The organism is Dyadobacter sediminis (assembly GCF_005860765.1).
In the GTDB taxonomy this organism is placed as follows: domain Bacteria; phylum Bacteroidota; class Bacteroidia; order Cytophagales; family Spirosomataceae; genus Dyadobacter; species Dyadobacter sediminis.
Map to the genome: position 1 here is coordinate 362,320 of NZ_VCEI01000028.1, position 20,399 is coordinate 382,718.

The 20,399-nt window shown below is 44.7% G+C and carries 16 protein-coding genes; 8 read left to right on the plus strand and 8 right to left on the minus strand.

All coding sequences use genetic code 11. From position 1 onward, the window contains the following. Window positions 1-267 carry a filamentous hemagglutinin gene (locus FEM55_RS18575; protein ID WP_138282887.1) on the minus strand — a complete coding sequence of 89 codons (267 nt, stop codon included), beginning with the start codon at window positions 265-267 and terminating at the stop codon, window positions 1-3. A gap of 134 nt (window positions 268-401) precedes the next feature. Here FEM55_RS18575 and FEM55_RS18580 point away from each other — a divergent pair, with 134 nt between their 5' ends. From FEM55_RS18580 to FEM55_RS18595, 4 genes are all read left to right on the plus strand, one after another. Continuing rightward, on the plus strand, window positions 402-1,079 hold the full coding sequence (locus FEM55_RS18580) for a response regulator transcription factor (RefSeq protein ID WP_138282888.1): 678 nt from the start codon (window positions 402-404) through the stop codon (window positions 1,077-1,079). Next, window positions 1,076-2,344, plus strand: a complete 1,269-nt coding sequence (locus tag FEM55_RS18585) for a sensor histidine kinase (protein WP_138282889.1) — start codon at window positions 1,076-1,078, stop codon at window positions 2,342-2,344. Before FEM55_RS18580 ends, FEM55_RS18585 begins: the two co-directional genes overlap by 4 nt. Before the next feature lie 124 nt (window positions 2,345-2,468). Further along, window positions 2,469-3,248 carry an SHOCT domain-containing protein gene (locus FEM55_RS18590; RefSeq protein ID WP_138282890.1) on the plus strand — a complete coding sequence of 260 codons (780 nt, stop codon included), beginning with the start codon at window positions 2,469-2,471 and terminating at the stop codon, window positions 3,246-3,248. Window positions 3,249-3,508: 260 nt separating this feature from the next. Beyond that, a complete protein-coding gene (locus FEM55_RS18595) occupies window positions 3,509-4,375 on the plus strand; it encodes a mechanosensitive ion channel family protein (protein WP_138282891.1) in 867 nt (288 codons plus the stop codon). Between the two features lie 48 nt (window positions 4,376-4,423). Here the strand turns inward: FEM55_RS18595 and ahcY are convergent, their stop codons facing one another. The 4 genes from ahcY to FEM55_RS18615 form a co-directional block, all read right to left on the minus strand. Continuing rightward, complete coding sequence (gene ahcY / locus FEM55_RS18600; RefSeq protein ID WP_138282892.1) at window positions 4,424-5,740, minus strand: adenosylhomocysteinase; 1,317 nt, start codon at window positions 5,738-5,740, stop codon at window positions 4,424-4,426. 392 nt (window positions 5,741-6,132) lie between these two features. Beyond that, window positions 6,133-6,723 (minus strand): carboxymuconolactone decarboxylase family protein, encoded by a 591-nt coding sequence (locus tag FEM55_RS18605; RefSeq protein ID WP_138282893.1) that lies wholly within the window; start codon window positions 6,721-6,723, stop codon window positions 6,133-6,135. A 112-nt stretch (window positions 6,724-6,835) separates the two neighbouring features. Then, complete coding sequence (locus FEM55_RS18610) at window positions 6,836-7,387, minus strand: peroxiredoxin (protein ID WP_138282894.1); 552 nt, start codon at window positions 7,385-7,387, stop codon at window positions 6,836-6,838. Window positions 7,388-7,605: 218 nt separating this feature from the next. Then, window positions 7,606-8,910, minus strand: a complete 1,305-nt coding sequence (locus FEM55_RS18615) for a UDP-N-acetylmuramoyl-tripeptide--D-alanyl-D-alanine ligase (protein ID WP_138282895.1) — start codon at window positions 8,908-8,910, stop codon at window positions 7,606-7,608. Window positions 8,911-8,997: 87 nt separating this feature from the next. On the opposite strand from FEM55_RS18615, the gene FEM55_RS18620 reads away from it, so the two are divergent. The 4 genes from FEM55_RS18620 to FEM55_RS18635 all read left to right on the plus strand — a co-directional run bounded on the left by FEM55_RS18620 (window position 8,998) and on the right by FEM55_RS18635 (window position 14,616). Further along, window positions 8,998-11,265, plus strand: coding sequence for a T9SS type A sorting domain-containing protein (locus tag FEM55_RS18620; protein WP_229209331.1), 2,268 nt, complete (start codon window positions 8,998-9,000; stop codon window positions 11,263-11,265). Between the two features lie 94 nt (window positions 11,266-11,359). Beyond that, window positions 11,360-12,442 (plus strand): L-rhamnose/proton symporter RhaT, encoded by a 1,083-nt coding sequence (gene rhaT, locus FEM55_RS18625; RefSeq protein WP_138282896.1) that lies wholly within the window; start codon window positions 11,360-11,362, stop codon window positions 12,440-12,442. 78 nt (window positions 12,443-12,520) lie between these two features. Further along, entirely contained in the window at window positions 12,521-13,726 is a 1,206-nt protein-coding gene (locus tag FEM55_RS18630) for an FG-GAP repeat domain-containing protein (protein WP_138282897.1), read from the plus strand. Between the two features lie 44 nt (window positions 13,727-13,770). Continuing rightward, window positions 13,771-14,616 (plus strand): sugar phosphate isomerase/epimerase family protein, encoded by an 846-nt coding sequence (locus tag FEM55_RS18635; protein ID WP_138282898.1) that lies wholly within the window; start codon window positions 13,771-13,773, stop codon window positions 14,614-14,616. A gap of 123 nt (window positions 14,617-14,739) precedes the next feature. On the opposite strand, the gene FEM55_RS18640 is transcribed toward FEM55_RS18635, so the two are convergent. The 3 genes from FEM55_RS18640 to FEM55_RS18650 form a co-directional block, all read right to left on the minus strand. Next, window positions 14,740-17,664: a TonB-dependent receptor gene (locus FEM55_RS18640; protein ID WP_138282899.1), complete on the minus strand. Its 2,925-nt coding sequence runs from the start codon at window positions 17,662-17,664 to the stop codon at window positions 14,740-14,742. Window positions 17,665-17,906: 242 nt separating this feature from the next. Beyond that, window positions 17,907-19,433: a malate:quinone oxidoreductase gene (locus FEM55_RS18645; protein WP_138282900.1), complete on the minus strand. Its 1,527-nt coding sequence runs from the start codon at window positions 19,431-19,433 to the stop codon at window positions 17,907-17,909. Window positions 19,434-19,765: 332 nt separating this feature from the next. Next, window positions 19,766-20,314 (minus strand): collagen-like triple helix repeat-containing protein, encoded by a 549-nt coding sequence (locus tag FEM55_RS18650; RefSeq protein ID WP_138282901.1) that lies wholly within the window; start codon window positions 20,312-20,314, stop codon window positions 19,766-19,768. Between the last annotated feature and the right edge of the window lie 85 nt (window positions 20,315-20,399).

A 20,399-nucleotide genomic window follows, 5' to 3' on the forward strand; every position in this document is an offset into this window, starting at 1 on the left:
TTACAGAAAAGCAGGAATTTCAGGATCGCCTCCGGGTGTCGGTAAAGGATCAACTTCCGGAACGGAGGGTTCAACCGGCGGCAGTTCGGGACTGGGTTCTACGGGCGGTGTTTCCGGTTCTCTTTCAAACGGAGGGGTTTCTTCGGGAACATCCGGTGAAGGAACTTCCGGCCTTGGATCAAAAGGAGGCGTTTCTCGGGGGTCTGTCGGGTCAATTTCATTGGACGGGTCGTTCCTGTATTCGCTAGCAATCTGATAAATATCCATTGTGCCTGATGTATTTTAATTATTAATGATGATTCTGTCCCTAAAACAATTATGCCGAGTCGGGTTTATAAAGACAAGCTTTTCATATAGGGAATTCCAGATTCTTTCCAGTTTGTTAAGCTAATTTGCAGGCTATGAAAATACTGATTATTGAAGACGAGACGGAATTGTCCGATGTGATCCGCGAATCGCTGGAAATGGAGCATTTTCTGGTGGAATCCGCAGAAGATTACAGATCGGCACTGGATAAAATCATTTCGTTCCATTACGACTGCATTCTGCTCGATATTATGCTTCCGGGCGGCAGCGGGCTGGATTTGCTGCAGGAACTCAAAGATCTTGACAAATCGGACAACGTCATCATTATTTCGGCTAAAGATTCGCTGGATGACAAGCTGAAAGGCCTGAATCTGGGCGCTGACGATTATCTGACCAAACCTTTTCACATTGCGGAACTTACGGCAAGAGTAAAATCGGTGCTGAGGAGAAAGTCTTTTGAGGGAAAAAACTTCATCGAACTTTCCAATCTCAAACTGGACGCTGGGGAAAGAACTTTACAAATTGACAATCAGCCAATTCCTCTGAACCGAAAAGAGTTTGACATCCTGATGTACATGATTGTGAACAAAAGCCGCCTTGTAAACAAAACGGCTCTTGCCGAGCACGTCTGGGGTGATCATATGGACGAAGCGGACGATTATGAATTTATTTATTCGCAAATCAAAAACCTCAGAAAGAAACTCAAGGAAAACAACGCAGGCGTAGAAATACAGGCTGTATACGGGATCGGCTATAAACTTGTTCAGCTGTGAATCTGCTCAATTATACACTTCGTTATCTGGCGTTTGCCCTGTTTGGCATCATCAGCGTCTGGGCCGTCCTGTTTTATATCAATATGCTGGACGAAGTTTACGACAGTCTGGACGACGGGCTGGACAATTACAAGTTGCTGATTCTGGAAAAGGTCAATGAAGATCCCGCGACTTTATCCAGAACGGACTTCGGCGAAGCCAATTATGAAATCCGGGAAATTTCCAGCATCCAGGCATTTCAGGAAAAGGATTCCTACCGCGACACGCTCATGTATATGATGAACGAAAAGGATCTTGAGCCCGTGCGCATGCTGACGACGGACTTCAAATATAAAGACCGTTTCTACGAGCTTAAAATCATTTCTTCCATGGTGGAGGAAGATGACCTGATTGAAGATCTGTTTTTTGCGCTGATATGGCTGTATGTGGCGCTGATTGTGAGTATTCTGGTTGTCAATAATTTTCTGCTGAAAAAAGTATGGAAACCATTCTATCATTTGCTTGAACAACTGAAGCATTTTCAGCTTGGAAAAGGCGAGCCGGTAAAAACGGCAGATACGGACGTAAAAGAGTTTAGAGAATTAAATTCCGCAGTGACTTCACTGGTTCTGCATACGCTGGAAACTTACAACAGCCAGAAACAATTCATTGAAAATGCCTCGCACGAACTTCAGACGCCCGTTGCAATCAGTATCAACAAACTGGAAATGCTTGCTGAAAAAAATGATCTTGGCGAAGCGGGTCTGGAAGCTGTCGGACAGGTGATCCAGACGCTGGAAAGGCTTACACGGCTGAACAAATCGTTGCTGCTGCTTTCCAAAATAGAAAACCGTCAGTTTCCGGAAACTGAAAATGTTTCTGTAAATGATTTGGCTGCACAACTGACAAATGAGTTTGCGGATTTTGCCGAGTACAAAGATATAACCATCAAACTTTATGAAAACAGCCGGCTGAGCGTATCCATGCAAAAGGATCTGGCGGCGATACTTTTATCCAATCTTCTTAAAAATGCCATTGTCCATAATTACTCACACGGAAGTGTAAACATTTACATTGAAAAGGATCATTTCAGCATTTCAAATTCGGGAAATCCGGAAGCGCTGGACAAAGACAAAATCTTCCGGCGTTTTCATAAAAGCAATTCAGGTAAAAACAATACAGGATTAGGCCTGGCGATTGTAAAGGCCATTGCGGATCTGTACGGATTTGGAATAGAATATGTGTTTGACAATATGCATACGATTAAAATCCATGTTGAAGGTTAGCGCATTTCTTTTGTCTAAGCCATTTTAGGGGAGAAATAAGCTGTGAAAAGCGTCATCCGCAGACTGAACTGCTGGCAATGATGGCATTGTTTTTATGACGTATACTGAAAAGAACTATTTGGATATGAAAGCACTTACAAATGAAGGCCAGCAACTTGTGGAAGACATTGCGGCTAAATATAACCTGCAGGCAGCAACAGTTGAATCTTTGTTAAATGCTGTTATCAGCGGAAATGGTACCATGGCACAGTTTAACATTCCTGAACTGGGCGGATCGGGCCAGTGGATGAAAGGCGGAATGACTATGGTCGGAGATATGTTCAACAATTCGCTTCGGACTACCGTTGACAAGCTTTGCAGCGAACTTTCAAATCTGGTCAGTACCAAATTGTTGTTTGAAGAAACAGCTGAAATGCCGGAAAAAAAGCAGCAGGCCGGCAGCGGATTTTCCGCAGATTCCGGCAGTTCATGGCCTTCCATTTTCGGAAGTCCGACTTCCAGCGGTTCACAGAACGATTTCAGATACGCTTATTTTGCAAGAGTAAAGCGTCTGGTGATAGAAGAAAACGGCAAGCGTACTATTTATGATACCAAACATCACGATATTACAGGCATTTCACAGCAGCAGGGAAGCGTAAATTCGTACAAGTTTACAAGTCAGGACGGACCGGTTGATCTGAGCAGCCTGACAATTATTTCCGAGCCTTCGGTACAAACGCAGCCAACGCCTGAAATTGCATACGATGTTACTTCAACGGCTGACCTGAGCACGGAAAATCATGGACATAACCCGCAGGATATTATTATGGCTACGATTGAAAAAGTAAACATGCTTTTTGAAAAAGGCCAGATAACGGAAGCAGAATTTAAAGCTAAGAAACAGGAGTTGCTGGAGAAATTGTGATAAGCTGTTAGCTATTAGCTTTTAGCTATTAGCATTTGGATACATAACTGTTGGCTGATTGCTAACTGATTTATAAAAAGATATTTATATGAAACCAGCTACAAGCCTGAAAGTAAATCTCAAATCAGATAACAGCCAAGCACTTCATTGCCAACAACTAAAAGCTAATAGCCAATCGCTAATAGCCAACAGCTATACAGATATTCAGTAAAAATTCAGCAATTTTGAAGTCTGATTTTTATCAGATTAAAATTGCTGAAATGATTTTATTACAAATCTCAAAATTTATACAGCCGGTTGCCGTCAAGCTGGAAAGCTGGGCTTATGCAAGTATCAGATTTGTTCCGAACCTGATTATTGCCGTTATCATTCTGGTTGTTTTCCGGTACTTGTCGCATTACGGCAGCCGGATTACAGAAAAGACACTGACGCGAGCTTCACAGAATATCGCACTTGTAAGTCTGATTTCAGCGCTGACCAAAATAACAATTATTACAACCGGTTTGTTCTTTGCACTCGGTATGCTCGGGCTGGACAAAACGGTAACGTCCCTGCTGGCAGGTGCCGGCGTACTGGCACTTGCGCTCGGTTTTGCTTTTCAGGATCTGACAACGAATTTTATTTCCGGTGCTTTTATCGCCATTCAGCGCCCGATCAAAGTCGGTGACGTTATCGAAACCAACGGATTTACGGGCAAGGTTTTATCCATCGGACTGCGTTCCGTGAAGATGGACAATTTTGCAGGACAGCATGTGGAATTGCCGAGTAAAGATATTTTCCAGAAACCGATTGTAAACTTTACTTATTCCGGTGAGCGCAGGATACAGCTTCTTTGCAGCGTTGCCAACAATGAAAATCTGAATTTTGTAGAAGGTCTGGTGCTTTCTGTTATCAACAGCCTTGATTTCCTCCAAAAGCAAAAACCGGTAGAACTGAATTTTACTAAATTCGGTGACAATGGAATTGAATTTGAAGTATTCTTCTGGATTGATCAGAGCAAAGCAGGGCCGGGACCGGCAAAAAGTGCGGCCATAAAAGCTGTGAAGAAAGCCTTTGATGAAAACAACATTGCGATTCCGTTACAAAAGCGAGGCCCGGAACCGCCGCAGACAAAAGATCAGGCATAAAAAAAGGCTTGCCGGAGAAATCCGGCAAGCCTTTTTCAAAAGCATATATTAATAACGGTATGTTTCCGATTTGAAAGGGCCTTCGGTTGAAACGCCGATGTAAGCCGCTTGTTCGTCAGAAAGTGTTTCCAGTTTTGCGCCAACGTGGGCAAGGTGGAAAGCAGCTACTCTTTCGTCCAGCGCTTTTGGAAGTACATATACTTTTTTCTCGTATGCAGCCGTGTTTGTCCACAGTTCAATCTGGGCAAGTGTCTGGTTTGAGAAAGAGCATGACATTACAAACGATGGGTGGCCCATTGCACAGCCCAGGTTTACAAGACGGCCTTCTGCAAGTACAATAATGTCTTTGCCTTCCACCGAGTAAATATCAACCTGCGGTTTGATCTGCGATTTGGTATGGCCGTATGATTTGTTAAGCCAGGCCATATCGATTTCGTTATCAAAGTGGCCGATGTTACAAACAACGGCTTTGTCACGCATTTTCAGGAAGTGACGGTCTGTGATGATCTTGTAGTTTCCGGTTGCAGTAACGAAAATGTTCGCACGTTCCGCAGCTTCGTCCATTGTTACAACTTCAAAGCCGTCCATCGCAGCCTGAAGCGCACAGATCGGATCGATTTCAGTAACCAGAACCCGGCAGCCCGCACCGCGAAGCGATTCGGCAGAACCTTTGCCAACGTCTCCGTAACCGGCTACAACGGCAACTTTACCGGCTAGCATCAAATCCGTAGCACGGCGGATGGAATCCACAAGCGATTCGCGGCAGCCGTACTTGTTATCGAATTTGGATTTGGTAACCGAATCATTTACGTTGATGGCAGGCAAGTGAAGTGTTCCGTTCTTCAGGCGGTCGTACAAACGAAGTACGCCTGTTGTCGTTTCCTCGGAAAGTCCTTTGATGCCGGCGATCAGCTCAGGGTATTCGTCAAAAACCATATTGGTAAGGTCTCCGCCGTCGTCCAGAATCATGTTCAAAGGCTTGCGTTCTTCACCAAAGAAAAGTGTTTGTTCTATGCACCAGTTAAATTCTTCTTCATTCATACCTTTCCACGCATAAACCGGAATGCCAGATGCAGCAATAGCAGCTGCTGCGTGATCCTGCGTAGAAAATATATTGCATGATGACCATGTAACCTCCGCACCAAGGGCAGTAAGCGTTTCGATCAGCACTGCAGTCTGGATCGTCATGTGAAGACAACCGGCAACACGTGCACCTGCAAGCGGCTGGGACGGGCCATATTCAGCGCGGATAGCCATCAAACCCGGCATTTCAGCTTCTGCCAGTGTAATTTCTTTACGGCCCCATTCGGCCAGCGAGATGTCTTTTACCTTGTAAGGAATGTACGTTTCTGTTGACGTTGCCATTATTTTACAGTTTAGTTAATATCTTTAATTTGATACAAAATTAAGTAGAAAAACCACTGGCCTTAGTAAAAACAGATACAAATTGAGAATAAAGGTCTGAAATCAGATATTTTATCTTGCAGGCATGCCTAATCAGAGATTTGTCAGTGATGCAAAGGTTTATATTCGTTCCTTTCAGATATTTTGTCTGGCAATTCCGTATAGCATCGGATTTAGGCCGTTTGCCAACGAATTCTGCACATGGAATGTTAGCGGTTTTCCATTCTGAAACCAGATTGCATGGATGAGATTGGCCGAGACAGCGGGTTACAGTTGTGAAGTAAAATCGTTTTTGCGGGTAAATAAAAAATCCAGACTCTTTGAAGCCTGGATTTTTGCATGCATTCAGAAAACTATACAAGCACGGTAAAGCTCTTGAAAATAGCGCCGACTCTTACGGCATCAAATATGCGCGCCTGCGTCCCTCCGTGATTCAGAACCGACTGCTCATGTGAAGTCACGCACATTTCGCAACCGTTAAGCGCCGAAACCACAAGGCTCAGCAACTCAAAAAATTCCTTTCCCAACACCGGATTGACCATAATGCTCATTTTGATGCCGGCGGGCGCATTGTCATAAAATTCCTTGTGCATGAAATGTCTGAAACGGTAAAAGACGTTGTTTGCATTCATGAGCGAAACGCATGCAGTCACTTCTGCAATCTCTTTTTCATCTGCGCCTTCACTGGCTGCAAGTTCTTCGATGGCTGTAATCAGCGCCGTATTTTTCTCGTTTACTGCAACGGCAAGCGCAATCAATAACGCCTCTTTGCGGTTCAGCGTCTGCGATTTCAGAACATTGCCGACATTGATTTTAAGATCTTTAAGATAACGGTGATCCAAAGCGGCCAGTTTATTGATCAGCACGCTTTCAAAATCAGCCGGAAGATTGATTTCTTTATACAGCGAATCTTTTGTATTTCCTGTTGATGTAAATGGATACATGATGTTTTTGGATTGAAAGAGGCCGGATTCCTCTGGTGATAAATGAAAACAGTTCACAGTTGGAAGCGCAAAAGGTGGCTGCCTGCTGTGAACTGTACTTAAGTAACTTGGATTAAGCGATGGTCGCTTCTCCTTTTTGCCAGTTGCAAGGGCAAAGTTCGTCAGTTTGCAAAGCATCCAGCACGCGGATCACTTCGGATACGTTACGTCCTACTGAAAGGTCGTTAACGCTGACCCAGCGAACGATTCCTTGCGGATCAACGATGTATGTTACGCGGTAGGCAACTTTTTCATTGGCTTCCAGAATGCCCAGTTCTTCAGCAAGTGACTTGGATGTATCGGCAAGCATCGGGAAATGAAGATTGCGAAGATCGTCGTGGTTCTTGCGCCATGCAAGGTGAACAAATTCGCTGTCCGTAGAAGCACCGATCAGGATGGCGTCGCGGTCTGCAAAATCTTCATTGTGTTTGTTAAACTCGGCAATTTCAGTCGGGCATACAAAAGTAAAGTCTTTCGGCCACCAGAACATCACCATCCATTTGCCGGCATTTTTGTGGTCTTCCGAAGTAATGTCGTAGAATTCATTTCCTTTTTCAAGAGAAACAACAGATGTTTTTTTGAACTCCGGGAATGTTGATCCCACTGACAATAATCTATTAGCCATGATTGCTCGTTTGTTTATTATTTGTACTTTTTAATGTTACAAACTTACAGGCGCAGGCAATGCAAGGCAACTCACACGATGGTACTTTGTCAGGAAAGAGTTGTTTAAATTAAATTAATTTGGTTTTGCTTATATAAATCCGGATGTTATCAATTTTTTCAATACGTATATAAATTTTTGTAATATAATTATACTAATATTTACTTAAATAATAAATGTCACCCGAGCATCACGCCGAGCACACTTTCCAGCGCCATTCCGCGTGAACCTTTAATCAATATATACGTATTTTCCTGCGGGTTATCCATGACCCAGTTATGCAGTGAAAACTTATCCGGAAAATAATAGGCTTTTGGCAAAGCCGGCAAAGCATGCTGCATCAGTTGTCCGGAAAGTATGACGATATCGAACTTTTCGGCGGCAATCTGTTTTCCGAGTGCAAGATGCTCTTCCGGAGCTGCATTGCCCAGTTCAAACATATCGCCAAGGATCAGCATTTTACGCGGCGCTTCCAGCCGGGCAAAATTGGCAATGGCAGCCTGCATGGACGACGGATTGGCATTGTAGGCATCCATTATCACCGTATTGCTTCCTTTTTTGACGACTTGTGAACGGTTATTGTCCGGCTCGTAAGTGGCTACGGCTTCCAGCGCATCTTCATCGGAGATTTCAAAATGTTTTCCAACGGCCAGTGCCGCGCAGATGTTATCAAAATTATAGTTTCCGGGAAGATGTGTTGTAACCGTCTTTCCATAATTGCTGAAAACAACAAAAGGCGTTTCCTGAATCAGAAGCGGATTGACCGGGCTGTTTTCCGAGCAGTAAAAAACGATTTCACCGAACGCGCGCCGTTTGCTGATCATTTCCATAACCGCATCATGGTTTACATTGGCAAATACAATTCCTTTTTTCTTGGACAGAAAATCGAACAGTTCCCCTTTTCCCTTTTTGATTCCTTCCATTCCGCCGAAACCTTCCAGATGCGCTTTTCCGATGTTGGTAATCAGTCCGTGCGTAGGCTGCGCAATCGTGCACAGCAGCGCAATCTCTTCCTGGTGATTGGCGCCCATTTCGATTACAGCCATTTCATGCTTCGCCGGATTGACGGAAAGCAGCGTAAGCGGAACGCCGATATGATTATTGAGGTTGCCGAGTGTTGCGTACGTATTGTACTTCATGGAAAGCACCTTTGCAATCAACTCTTTGGTCGTGGTTTTGCCGTTGGACCCCGTCAGTGCAATAACCGGAAATGCAAACGTCCTGCGGTGATGCCTCGCAAGGTCCTGCAATGCTGCGAGTACATTTTCCACGAGCAGAAAGCGTGGGCCGGCAACTGTTTCGGGATTGTCCACAACGGCATAAGCTGCGCCTTTCTGCAATGCTTCCTGCGCATATTGATTGCCATCGAATTTGTCGCCTTTCAGCGCAAAAAACAGGCCGCCTTCACTGATCTGACGGGTATCCGTACAGATTCCGGCGCCGGCTTTAAATAGATCGTAAAGCGTTTCTGTAGAAGTATACATGAATTAAAAGTTCAATATAAAGTTATAAGTGCTTATTTCGTTACGTTTAAGAAGCATAAGTTACAAGCCTGTAAACCTGCAAAACTAATGGATTATTCCTCAACGATGCGTACCAAATATACCTTCTGTATTTTCTTTGTCCTTTACTTCATGGCCGCTACGGGTGCACGTTCGCAGCAGATCTGGTTCAAAATGGATACGGTCACAACGCTTTTGGCCAATGATAAAAAACTGATCAATCCATGGGCCGGCGGACTGAATGCTTCCCAGTATCAGAAAATGCATCTTGATAACGATGCGGAGGAAGATCTGGTTGTCTATGACCGAACCAACAGCAAAGTCACTACTTTTCTGGCAGCCGCTGATCCGGCCGGTTCCGGAAAAAAAGTATTCGTGCATGCGCCGTATTATGAGTCCCTGTTTCCGCATATGGACAACTGGATGATTCTGGCGGATTACAACGGAGACGGATTAAAAGATCTTTTCGGCAGCAATCCGTTTGGTATCAGCGTTTACAAGCAGGTAAAAACAGGGAATGCGTGGCATTGGGAACTCATGAAAGATGCGATTTATACACGCGGTTATAATTCAAATATCAATCTGCAGGTTTACGGAACGGATATTCCGGGAATTACAGACATTGATGACGACGGCGATCTGGACCTGCTTACCTTTGATTCTCAGGGAACCATTATCGAGCTGCACCAGAATCTGAGCATGGAAAAATTCGGCGTTCCGGATAGTCTGGGAAATGAAGAGAATACGGTTTTCAGAAGAAACGGCGAATGCTGGGGAAATTTACGCAAAGGCAATAATGAGGATTTTATCTTTGGTTTCGATTGCGGCGTCACCGATAGTGAAGACGGACGCGTCATGCATGCAGGCAACTCCATCCTGCTGAACGACCTGAACGGAGACGGCAAAAAAGACCTGCTCGTTGGCCATGTCAGCAATGAACACATTTCTTTTCTCACCAATTCAGCTTCCGGACTGATCGGAAATTTTACAGCTTACACCAATTCCTATCCGCCGACCGATCCGGTTTTACTGCATATTTTTCCGGCCGCTTACATGGAAGACGTGGATTTTGACGGTGTGAAAGATTTGCTGGTTGCTCCGAATGTTTCTTCCAATGACGGGAACTTAACCGATTTCAGATCTTCCGGCTGGTTTTACCACAATGCTGGCACAAACATAAAGCCCGATTTCAAATTACAGCAGAAAAACTTTCTTCAGGATCAGATGATCGATGTGGGGGAAAATGCCGCGCCGACGTTTTTTGATGTGGACGGCGACGGCGACCTGGATATGGTGATCGGGACCGGCGGCAGGCCGGGCGCTGCGGGGTTCAAAGGAAGTTTGTGGCTTCTGGAAAATACCGGAACCGCAGCCATGCCGGCATTTAAGCTTGCAACCGAAAATTATCTGAACATCACCGCTGCATTGTCCGTTTACAACCTGAAACCGCAGTGGGCGGATTTTAACGGAGACGGCATGACCGATCTTGGGTTTGCGGCAACTTCGTCTGCAAGTCTGAAGCTGGAATATCGTTACATTCCCAACAAAGCCGCTGCTGGCGCTGCTCCACAGTTCAATATGGCTGATGCCGTGACCATTGCTTTACCGGCAGACGTACAGATCGGTGATTCACCCTACTTTTATGACGGCGACGACGACGGCGATCTGGATTTGCTTCTGGGAAAGCCGCAGGGGAATATTTATTATTATAAAAATGCAGGAAACAGCAAGCAATTTGCTTTTAACCTTGAAACAAATGCATTTGCAGGCGTCGGCAACAATGATTTCACAGGCGGTTCGCCGCAACTTGCTGTCATGGATTTTGATCTGGACGGGCAGCCGGATCTGCTTACAGCTGATAACAGCGGAACAATCCGCATTTTTCACGGTGCAGCATGGGGCAAATGGACGCAAAGGGAAAGTCTGCTGGTAGCCGGCAACGGCAAGGCTACTGCGCCTGTATTCGGAAATTATCTTGCCGTTGCTGCAGGTGATTATAACGGGGACAAAAAAATGGATCTTGCCATCGGGAACAATGCCGGGGGCATAGGACTGCTGACCAATGTGCTGCCGATTACCGTTACAGGAACGGAGCCGGTTCAAAGCATTGATTTTAAGGTATATCCCAATCCGGTAGCGGATTATGTCAGCGTACATTCTTCCAGAGGCGGATCTTTGCGCATACTGACTGCCAACGGCAAGCCGGTGCTTGCAAACCGGAATGTAAAAGCGAACATGACATTGGAAATTTCTACATTAAACTGGCCGGCAGGACTTTATATACTGGAACTTGAACATGGCAGCAGCCGGAATGTGAAGAAGATAGTTGTTCGCTAAATTGCCTTTTTTAATGATCTGACTGCATTTGGAAGGCAATTTTATTGAGTAGATACCTTTTGATTTTAGCTTAAAAGTATAAAATCCTGTCTTCATGCAAGCTCTTCTAGGTGTCATTTTTCATTTTGTCGGCGGTTTCGCCTCCGGTAGTTTCTATATTCCGTACAAACAGGTTAAAGGCTGGGCCTGGGAGTCATACTGGATCGTAGGCGGGCTTTTTTCATGGCTTATCGTGCCGCCGCTTGCCGCTTATCTCACGATTCCGGATTTTACAGAAATCATAGCGCATACCAACGACGGAGTTCTCTTTATTACTTATCTATTCGGTGTTTTGTGGGGAATCGGCGGACTTACGTACGGACTTGGCGTACGTTATCTGGGCGTTTCCCTGGGTAGCAGTATTATTCTCGGACTTTGTTCGGTTTTTGGTGCGCTTATCCCCTCAGTTTATTATCAATATGCTCCAAAGCCCGGAAAAGACACCATTTCGGATTTGTTTACCAATAGCTGGGGCCAGATGGTCCTGCTTGGCTTGCTGGTTTGCGTGATCGGGATTGTCATCTGCGGAAAAGCGGGTGCAATGAAAGATAACGATCTTAAAAAAAGCGGTTACATACCGGACGACAAGACCGAGTTTAAAATCGGACTGGGCCTTACGGTTTCCATTATTTCCGGTATTCTCAGCGCATGTTTTGCCTTCGGGATTGATGCCGGCAAAATTATGGCCGAAGATGCAAACGAGCTTTGGAAAGCAGTGAATCCGGGTCAGGGCGAATTTTTATTTCAAAACAATGTCACGTACGTTATCATTCTTTTAGGCGGACTTACGACCAATCTGATCTGGTGCATGATCCTGAATGCACGCAACAAGACTTTCTGCAACTATACCGACAGCAGCACGCCTTTGCTGAACAATTACATCTTTTCTGCACTGGCCGGAACAACGTGGTTTATGCAGTTCTTCTTTTACGGAATGGGCGAGAGCAAACTTGGAAACGGCCCGAGCTCGTGGATTCTGCATATGGCATTTATTATTCTGGTCGCCAATTCCTGGGGATTGATCCTGAAAGAATGGAACGGGATCAGCAGGAAAACACTCCGGACGATCATTACCGGAATTCTGGTCATCGTGCTTTCCGTACTGATTGTCGGCTATGGAAATTACCTGCGTGAGTAATATTTCTTTTCCCAAGAGCTAAAAGCTAAAAGCTAATTGCTAAAAGCTATTTTAATACATTCTTAAACCTTTTACCCGATGAAAAAAATGCAGAGTTCAATCAAGTTGATCTGTTTGTTGTCACTTGTATTGCTGGGAATAAAAACGGTTCAGGCTCAATCCGCACAGAAAAAAGGAAAAGAAGTTACATTTAAAAAGCAGGAGCTCATCACGAAATTCATCTCTGAAGGCGCGGCATTCGGCGATGTGAACAAGGACGGCAAAAAAGATGTGCTTGCCGGTGCTTACTGGTTTGAAGCACCCGACTGGAAAGCACACGAACTGGCTAAACCCGATTCTTTTATCGTAAACGGAAGTTACAGCGATTCTTTTCTTGACTTTGCCATGGATGTAAATCAGGATGGCTGGATTGATCTGATCCGTATTGACTGGCCCGGAAAAGCGGCAGTATGGCATGAAAATCCGCAGGGAAAAACCGGTTACTGGCCAACGCATGTCATTCATTCTTCAGTCGGAAATGAATCGCCGCAACTTGTGGACATGGACGGTGACAACCGGCTGGATTTGTTATGCAATGATCCGACGGCCAAAAAGGTAATCTGGCTGAAATGTCCTTCCAAAAAGGGAGAAACGGAATGGGAAAAATACATCATCAGCAACGATGAGAAAAATTCCACGCACATGTACACGCACGGTATCGGTTATGGCGATATCAATGGCGACGGCAGAAAGGATGTGCTGGTCAAATCAGGCTGGTGGGAAGGCCCGAAAGAAGGTCCGGCAAAGCATCCCAAAGATGCAGACTGGACTTTTCATCCCGCAGATCTTGGCGAGGATTGTTCACAGATGTACGTTATGGACCTGAATGGCGACGGCCTGAATGACGTTCTGAGTGCGTCCGCGCATAATTACGGCATATGGTGGCATGAACAGGGAAAAGACAAGGACGGAAAGGAAACCTGGAAGCACCACGAAATTGACAAGACTTTTTCTCAGACACACGGCCTGGCTCTGGCGGACATCAACGGGGACGGAAACATGGATTTCGTTACCGGGAAAAGATATTTTGCGCATAACGGCAACGATCCGGGCGAATTTGAGCCTGCTGTGATCTGCTGGTATGAATACAAGCCGGGAAAAACACCTGAATGGATCAAACATGAAATTGACAGTGATTCCGGCGTCGGGCTGCATGTTACCGTAGAAGACATGAACAATGACAAACTTCCGGATATAGTTACGGGAAATAAAAAAGGAGTTCGGATTTTCACGCAGCAGAAGTAAGTGCTGTTTTTGTAATGACATGAACCTGTTCAAAATTCAATGAAATGAAATTCGGCATCAACACGTACCTGTTTTCTTCACCGTTCACAAACGAAAGCATTTCCTGTTTTCCACTTTTCAAAAAATGGGGCTTTGACTTTGTTGAAATTGCATTGGAAGATCCGGCAAACATTGATCCCGAACTTGTCAGAAAAGCGTTGGATGACAACGGACTGGAATGCCGTTCGGTATGTGCGGCAACCGGTAAGGGGCGCGACCTGCGCGGCAACCGCAAGGAACAGATTACTTCTATGGAGTATATTCAGGAACTGATCAATATTGCGCCGGTTCTGGGCAGCAGCCTTGTTGCCGGACCTGTCTATTCAGCGGTCGGAAGGGCTGGTCTGGTTCCGGAAGAAAAGAAATCAAAACAATGGAATCTTGTCGTCAAAAACCTGAAATCACTTACTTCCTATGCGGAAAAACAAAAGGTTAAGCTGGCCATTGAGCCGCTTAACCGTTATGAAACCGATTTTATCAACACCTGCGATCAGGCGATTCAATTAATAGAGGATGTCGGGAGCAATGCATTGTTTGTACATCTGGATTCCTTTCATATGAATCTGGAAGAAAAAGATCCGGCGCTGGCTATCAAAAAAGCGGGCGGAAAACTGGCTTTGCTGCATGCTTCGGGCAGCGACAGAGGAACGCCCGGCGGCGATCAGATCAACTGGGAACGGATTTTTGCAGCATTGGACAACATTAATTATCAGGGAGATATTGTCATTGAATCCTTTACGCCGGACGTCAAAATCATCGCAAAAGCAGCTTCCATCTGGCGTAAAATAGAACCTTCTAAGGAAGTCATTGCAATCGATGGCCTGAACTTTCTTCGATCGCTTGCATTTTAACGGATGTTGTCATTAAACAGCATGAAAATTTGCTCTTGAATTGTGCAAATAGGCGAGTAGCAGTTATCCGAAGTATTTATAAATTAATGGCGCCGGTGATTTCCGGCGCCATCTGTTTCAATCTTAATTCAATAATCCGTCAAATGTAAGGGCAACGTAGTACAAGCCGCCCAATGTGGGGCCGCCGGCGTACTGTATATAATTTCTGTTGAAAATGTTACTGCCGCCAACTTTGACATTTGCTTTTATCTGCGGCACTTTATAAGTAACCTGTGCATCGAAAGTATGGATTTCAGGAACCTTACCGTTTACAAGCGGACTTTCCCACATAAATGCCTGCTGCCATCTGTAAACCACGCTGAACCCAAGGTTTTTCACAATCTGACGATTCCCGAACTGAACATTGGCCGTCCATTCCGGCGTATTGAATCCGGTTACAAAAATATCCGTAGTCGCATTGGACTTGATTTTATTGAAGCTTGTATTTCCTGAAATCGTAAAGTTTTTGTAGAAATTGTAAGTCAGGCCAAGTGCCGAGCCATAATTTCTATACTGGTTTTTTGCATTGGTATAAACCCGGTAACGATCCTGTCCGGCATCGCGGTTGGCATCCAGCATGGCAAGCACTGCGGCGTCGGAGCCAATGGTTTGTCCGCGCGGAACATCCACTTGTACCTGACCGAGAAAACCATCGTAAGTATTGGTATAAGCGTCAAAGTCAAAAACCAGTGTATTGTTCAGGAAAACACTTTTGTAACCGAACTCGTAAGAATGGATTTGTTCCGGACGGCCTTTGTCAAGCTGCGCTTTTACGAGTAAGTTCCGGTTTGCAAGCGCTGCATCGTTGCGGTTTGCACCCGCGGCAACTGCTGCATTGACAGCTGCATTGAAAATAACACCGGATGCTCTTGTGTAGCTGTTGTCCAGATAACCCAGACCTTCATTGATATACGACAAACTGCCTACGCGCTTCACACGGCCATTGTTTACGTAAGAAAGTGCTTCAAACAAGCCCGGAAAACGATAACCCTGCTGATAGGTAAAACGGAAATTGTTGTTCGGAGTAGGAGAGTAAACGGCTGCAAGGCGCGGCGTGAGCTTAGGGTCAAATTCAGGATTGTAGTCATACCGCAATGAACCGAACAATTTCAGCCGGTCTTTAAAAAACTGTTTCGTAACCTGCGCGAAAGCACCTACTTTTTTATAGTTGATCTTGTCACCGAATGTTCCGTCTTCAAGCTGTCTTCCGCGATCCGCAATTGGTCTGGAAAAATCGACGAACGTATTGCCGTCGGGAGTAATCCTGTAATTTCTTGCGTCACCGCCGATCAGCAGGTCAAAATATTTCGTGTATTTGGAAAGGTCCCATTGTCCTTCAATGTGATACAAATGGCTTTTTTGAATCAAAGCGGCACCGCCGGAAGCCGGAGCATCCGGAATTGTAGACGATTTGATATCCCAGTTATTAATGCTGCGGATCAATGCTTTCTGATCTTCAAATGCCTTTGTTCCCGGAACCGCCCGGTTTGCATCGGCAACGCCACGCGCATACTGTGTTGCAGCGGCAAGATTTGCGTCCGTCAGTGCGCCGCCATTTTGTTCGGCATACGTGTTTAATGCTGTTTTGTACGCAGCGCCCCATGTGCTTCCGCTTCCGCCCGTGGACAAGTCCATATTATCGGCAAGCGGCTTTACATTGAAAGAATCACCGGAATTCTCTGATGAAATATAAGCCCTTACCAAAAAGTTGCTGCCTTTCAGGTCGATTTTATGATTCTGAACAAGGACGTTGTCCAGTTGTATTTTATTTCCGCGCTGAAACACGCCGTCCATTTTACCAACTCGGTAACTGTAAGAAATTTCCGCCTGATCACTAAGTCTGTAATGCAAAGCTGCATCAAATTTCAGATTGTCCACATGCGGGCTGATCAAGTCTTTTTCCCAGTATCCGGTACGGGCCACATTCAGCGTTTGATTGGCTTTCCCATTGATGGTCAATCCGCTTACCGAAACGGTGTTACTTCCGGCCAGTACGTCGTCGCCGTACTTGTTCCATCCGTCAAAAGCCGCGTTATTGGCTCCGTTCAGCGATGGAAAACTCGGATTGGCACTTTTGAGATTGTTCGGGTTCTGATCCAGTCTTGTATCCGCAAGCCAGTCGGTACCTTTCATGTAACCGAAATTCAGCTTGAAGGCAATTTTGTTGTTAAATGCTTTGGCATAGCGAATAGCCGTTTCAGTCAGAATACTGGCATCGCGACCGGTTCCGCCCACATGATTTACACCGGTTTTCTGATATACACTCAGGCCCTGATAAAAGAAAGGGCTTTTGGTCAAAAGGTTCGACATTCCATTGATTGCATTCAAACCATAAAGAGCGGAAGCTGCTCCGGGCGTAATTTCAACGCTGGCAATATCCAGTTCGGTAGGCCCGATGGAATTTCCGAGCGGAACGCCGAGTGTAGCCGCCTGCATGTCAATGCCGTCTACAAGCTGCATAAACCGGTAATTGCTCGGGATATTGAAACCGCGCGTATTGGGAATTTTAAAGGTCAGACTGGAAGTAGTCATCTGTACGCCTTTCACATTTTCCAGTGCGTCGTAAAAGGAAGGAGAAGGGGATTCACGTATGGCACGGATATCCAGTTTGGCAATGGCGACCGGCGATTTCAGAATGCTTTCTTCCACTCTGGAAGCCGTAACCACTATTTCCTGAGCAAGTTGCGTTTGTGTTACAAGTTCCACATTCAGGTTGGAGCCGGGGCCGGTAACTTCAAATTCCTGCGTCTGGAAACCAACGCTTGATATGATGAGTGTAAACGGATACTTGGCTTTGGACCTTAATTTGAAACTGCCGTCGGATTCGGTCGTTGTTCCGGTTACCGTTCCTTTTATAAGAACACTGACACCGGGAAGGGAAGTTTTATCGTTCTTATCTACGATTTTACCGGATATTTCAATAAAATTATTTCCTTGGGAAAATGATAAAACAGGAAGAAGTAAAAGAACGAGGACGAAAAGATTTTTTACAATAAAATTGGCTTTCATAAAAACCGGCGGGTGGTTGTTTAAATTAATTTGCAAATGTTTAATCTATCGGATTAGTAGACAAAAGTAGTTTAGTTTTATTAAGGATCAAATTTTTGAAGATCAATTTCTAGTAAAAGAGAAATTCGAGAAATAGGTAAAAGCTAATTATTGCGGCAAGTAAACAGCTGGAATCAGCAATAAGGGTATGAAAAAAGCCCCTGAACGAATCAGAGGCTTTAAATAGCAAATATGATTTATAATCAGGCAGTGATTCCTTCTTCAAGCTGCGATGCGCTCAACTGCAAAACTTCAGTTGTTCTTGCGCGCGTTTTAGCCGCCAGATTTGCATCCTTGGCCAGCGATTTTCCAACAGACGGAATGATCTTTTTCAATTCTTCCTGCCATTCTTTGGATTTTGCCTCTTTAAAGCATTTGTTAATCAGTTCCAGCATAATGGAAACGGACGTAGAAGCACCCGGAGATGCGCCCAGCAGCGCAGCCAGAGAACCGTCCGCAGCCGTTACCATTTCGGTTCCAAATTCCAGTACACCGCCCACTTTCTTGTCTTTTTTGATTACCTGAACACGTTGTCCGGCCATTTCCAGATCCCAGTCTTCCAGTTTAGCTTCCGGCAAGTAATCTTTCAATGCCATCAGACGATCCTGCGGCGATTGTCTCACCTGATCAATCAGATACTTTGTCAACGGAATATTGTGAATTCCCGCAGCCAGCATCGGCCTGATGTTATTCAGCTTAATGGAAAGCGGAAGGTCGAGGAACGACCCGTTTTTCAGGAATTTGGTAGAAAAACCTGCATAAGGCCCGAACAGCAATGCTTTTTTGCCTTCGATCATACGTGTATCCAGGTGCGGTACCGACATAGGAGGAGAGCCGACAGAAGCTTTTCCATATACTTTTGCCTGATGTTTTTCAATGATCTCGGGTTTATTGCAAACGAGCCACTGGCCGCTTACCGGAAATCCGCCGAATCCTTTACCTTCCGGAATACCTGATTTTTCAAGCAATGGAAGAGAGCCGCCGCCAGCACCAATGAATACGAACTTGGTTTTGACTTTAGTCTCTTTTCTCGTAGTGCGGTCTTTTACCTCGATAATCCACGAACCGTCTTTATGACGATCAAAATCGTCCACTTCATGATTCAGGTAAAGATTGACACCTTCCTGTTTTTCAAGATGATCAAACATGAATTTGGTAAGTGTTCCGAAATTCACATCCGTTCCCAGTTCCATTCGGGTTGCTGCCACTTTCTCATTCGGATCTCTTCCTTCCATCACAACCGGAATCCAGTTGCTTATTTCCTTGCTATCTTCACTGAATTCCATTTCCCGGAACAAATGATGCTTTGTAAGTGCTTCATAGCGTTTTCTCAGGTATTCCACATTTTCTTCACCCCAGACAAAGCTCATGTGCGGAATGTTATGGATAAAAGCATCCGGAGATTCAATCACCCCGGTTTCAACAAGAAAAGACCAGAATTCTTTGGAGACTTCGAAAGACTCGGCAATTTTAATGGCCTTCTTTGTTTCAATAGAGCCGTCTTCAAGTTGCGGCGTGTAGTTCAGTTCGCAGAAGGCAGAGTGTCCGGTTCCGGCATTGTTCCAGGGATCCGAACTTTCGGCAGTAACACGGTCAAGACGTTCGAAAATGGATATTGTGATAGATGGGTTTAATTTTTTAAGCAAAACTCCAAGAGTTGCACTCATGATACCGGCCCCAATCAAAACAACATCAGGGGAGATCGTTTTTGAAGATTTTTTGGTAACCATCAGGAAAAAAGTAGATATGTTAAAAGGGCGTTAGCCCGGAAAAGTACAAAATACTATCTGGTAACAATTTAAACAGCACAATTTGTTTCGAAAATAGTATAATTCTTAAAAATAAAGTCAAGCCAAGCGGCAAGTTCTTTTTTAGTCCCAATTAAAACTTTTTTAGGTGCTATTGATTTAAATCTTTTCTTACCAAATGGACAAAGAAAAAGGTTACTGTTTTTACAGTAACCTTGAATTAAGTTAACAGATACTATAAAATGAATCTTACGATTATCATTTACAGCATATCTGTATAGCTACAAAATAGTAAATTTCTGATTTATAATTTATTACTCTTTCAATCCAAGAGCAGCCATTGTTTCTTTGTAATTCGTCCAATCTACATTGGCATTCGTACGAAGACTCTCGGAAGGAATGATGACAGCTTTTATTCCTTCGAACTGACGTTCCGGTGCTGTTTGCTGCTCTGTTTCCGACCAGCTTACCGGACGTATGTCAACATAAAAGTTTGATCCGCGCAAAAGCGTTACAAAGTTGAAATTTGTGAACTTGCCTTCTCCAAATTCCACTTTGCCCGGTTGTGCCCACCATAGTCCCTGGCTTTTTATAAAGACAACGACTACACTTTTGGAGATCATTACAGAATCTTCAGAAGACAAGTTTGCTTTACCAAGTGTGTATCCGCCTTTTGTACTTTGTACGGCACCCGTAACAATTTCTTTTGCCATTATGCCGTCTTTCCCATTTGCGCCGGCTGCACCTGTTTCTCCCTTAGGTCCCTGAGCACCTGCCGGTCCGACATCACCTTTTGGGCCGTCACATCCTATTCCTACACCAACAATTGCTATCCATGCAATAATCGTTAATTTTTTAATCATAGTAGTACAAGTTTTAGTTAAAAGGTAAAATGGGAATTTGTGAGTAATGGATTCCAAGACAAATTAAGTAGTTATTGTTTCAATT

Bases quoted from the DNA above. Each gene is read 5' to 3' on its own strand.
- FEM55_RS18575 (WP_138282887.1), bottom strand. From the start codon at position 267: ATGGATATTTATCAGATTGCTAGCGAATACAGGAACGACCCGTCCAAT.
- FEM55_RS18580 (WP_138282888.1), top strand. From the start codon at position 402: ATGAAAATACTGATTATTGAAGACGAGACGGAATTGTCCGATGTGATC.
- FEM55_RS18590 (WP_138282890.1), top strand. From the start codon at position 2,469: ATGAAAGCACTTACAAATGAAGGCCAGCAACTTGTGGAAGACATTGCG.
- FEM55_RS18595 (WP_138282891.1), top strand. From the start codon at position 3,509: ATGATTTTATTACAAATCTCAAAATTTATACAGCCGGTTGCCGTCAAG.
- ahcY (WP_138282892.1), bottom strand. From the start codon at position 5,740: ATGGCAACGTCAACAGAAACGTACATTCCTTACAAGGTAAAAGACATC.
- FEM55_RS18605 (WP_138282893.1), bottom strand. From the start codon at position 6,723: ATGTATCCATTTACATCAACAGGAAATACAAAAGATTCGCTGTATAAA.
- FEM55_RS18610 (WP_138282894.1), bottom strand. From the start codon at position 7,387: ATGGCTAATAGATTATTGTCAGTGGGATCAACATTCCCGGAGTTCAAA.
- FEM55_RS18615 (WP_138282895.1), bottom strand. From the start codon at position 8,910: ATGTATACTTCTACAGAAACGCTTTACGATCTATTTAAAGCCGGCGCC.
- FEM55_RS18620 (WP_229209331.1), top strand. From the start codon at position 8,998: ATGGATTATTCCTCAACGATGCGTACCAAATATACCTTCTGTATTTTC.
- rhaT (WP_138282896.1), top strand. From the start codon at position 11,360: ATGCAAGCTCTTCTAGGTGTCATTTTTCATTTTGTCGGCGGTTTCGCC.
- FEM55_RS18630 (WP_138282897.1), top strand. From the start codon at position 12,521: ATGAAAAAAATGCAGAGTTCAATCAAGTTGATCTGTTTGTTGTCACTT.
- FEM55_RS18635 (WP_138282898.1), top strand. From the start codon at position 13,771: ATGAAATTCGGCATCAACACGTACCTGTTTTCTTCACCGTTCACAAAC.
- FEM55_RS18640 (WP_138282899.1), bottom strand. From the start codon at position 17,664: ATGAAAGCCAATTTTATTGTAAAAAATCTTTTCGTCCTCGTTCTTTTA.
- FEM55_RS18645 (WP_138282900.1), bottom strand. From the start codon at position 19,433: ATGGTTACCAAAAAATCTTCAAAAACGATCTCCCCTGATGTTGTTTTG.
- FEM55_RS18650 (WP_138282901.1), bottom strand. From the start codon at position 20,314: ATGATTAAAAAATTAACGATTATTGCATGGATAGCAATTGTTGGTGTA.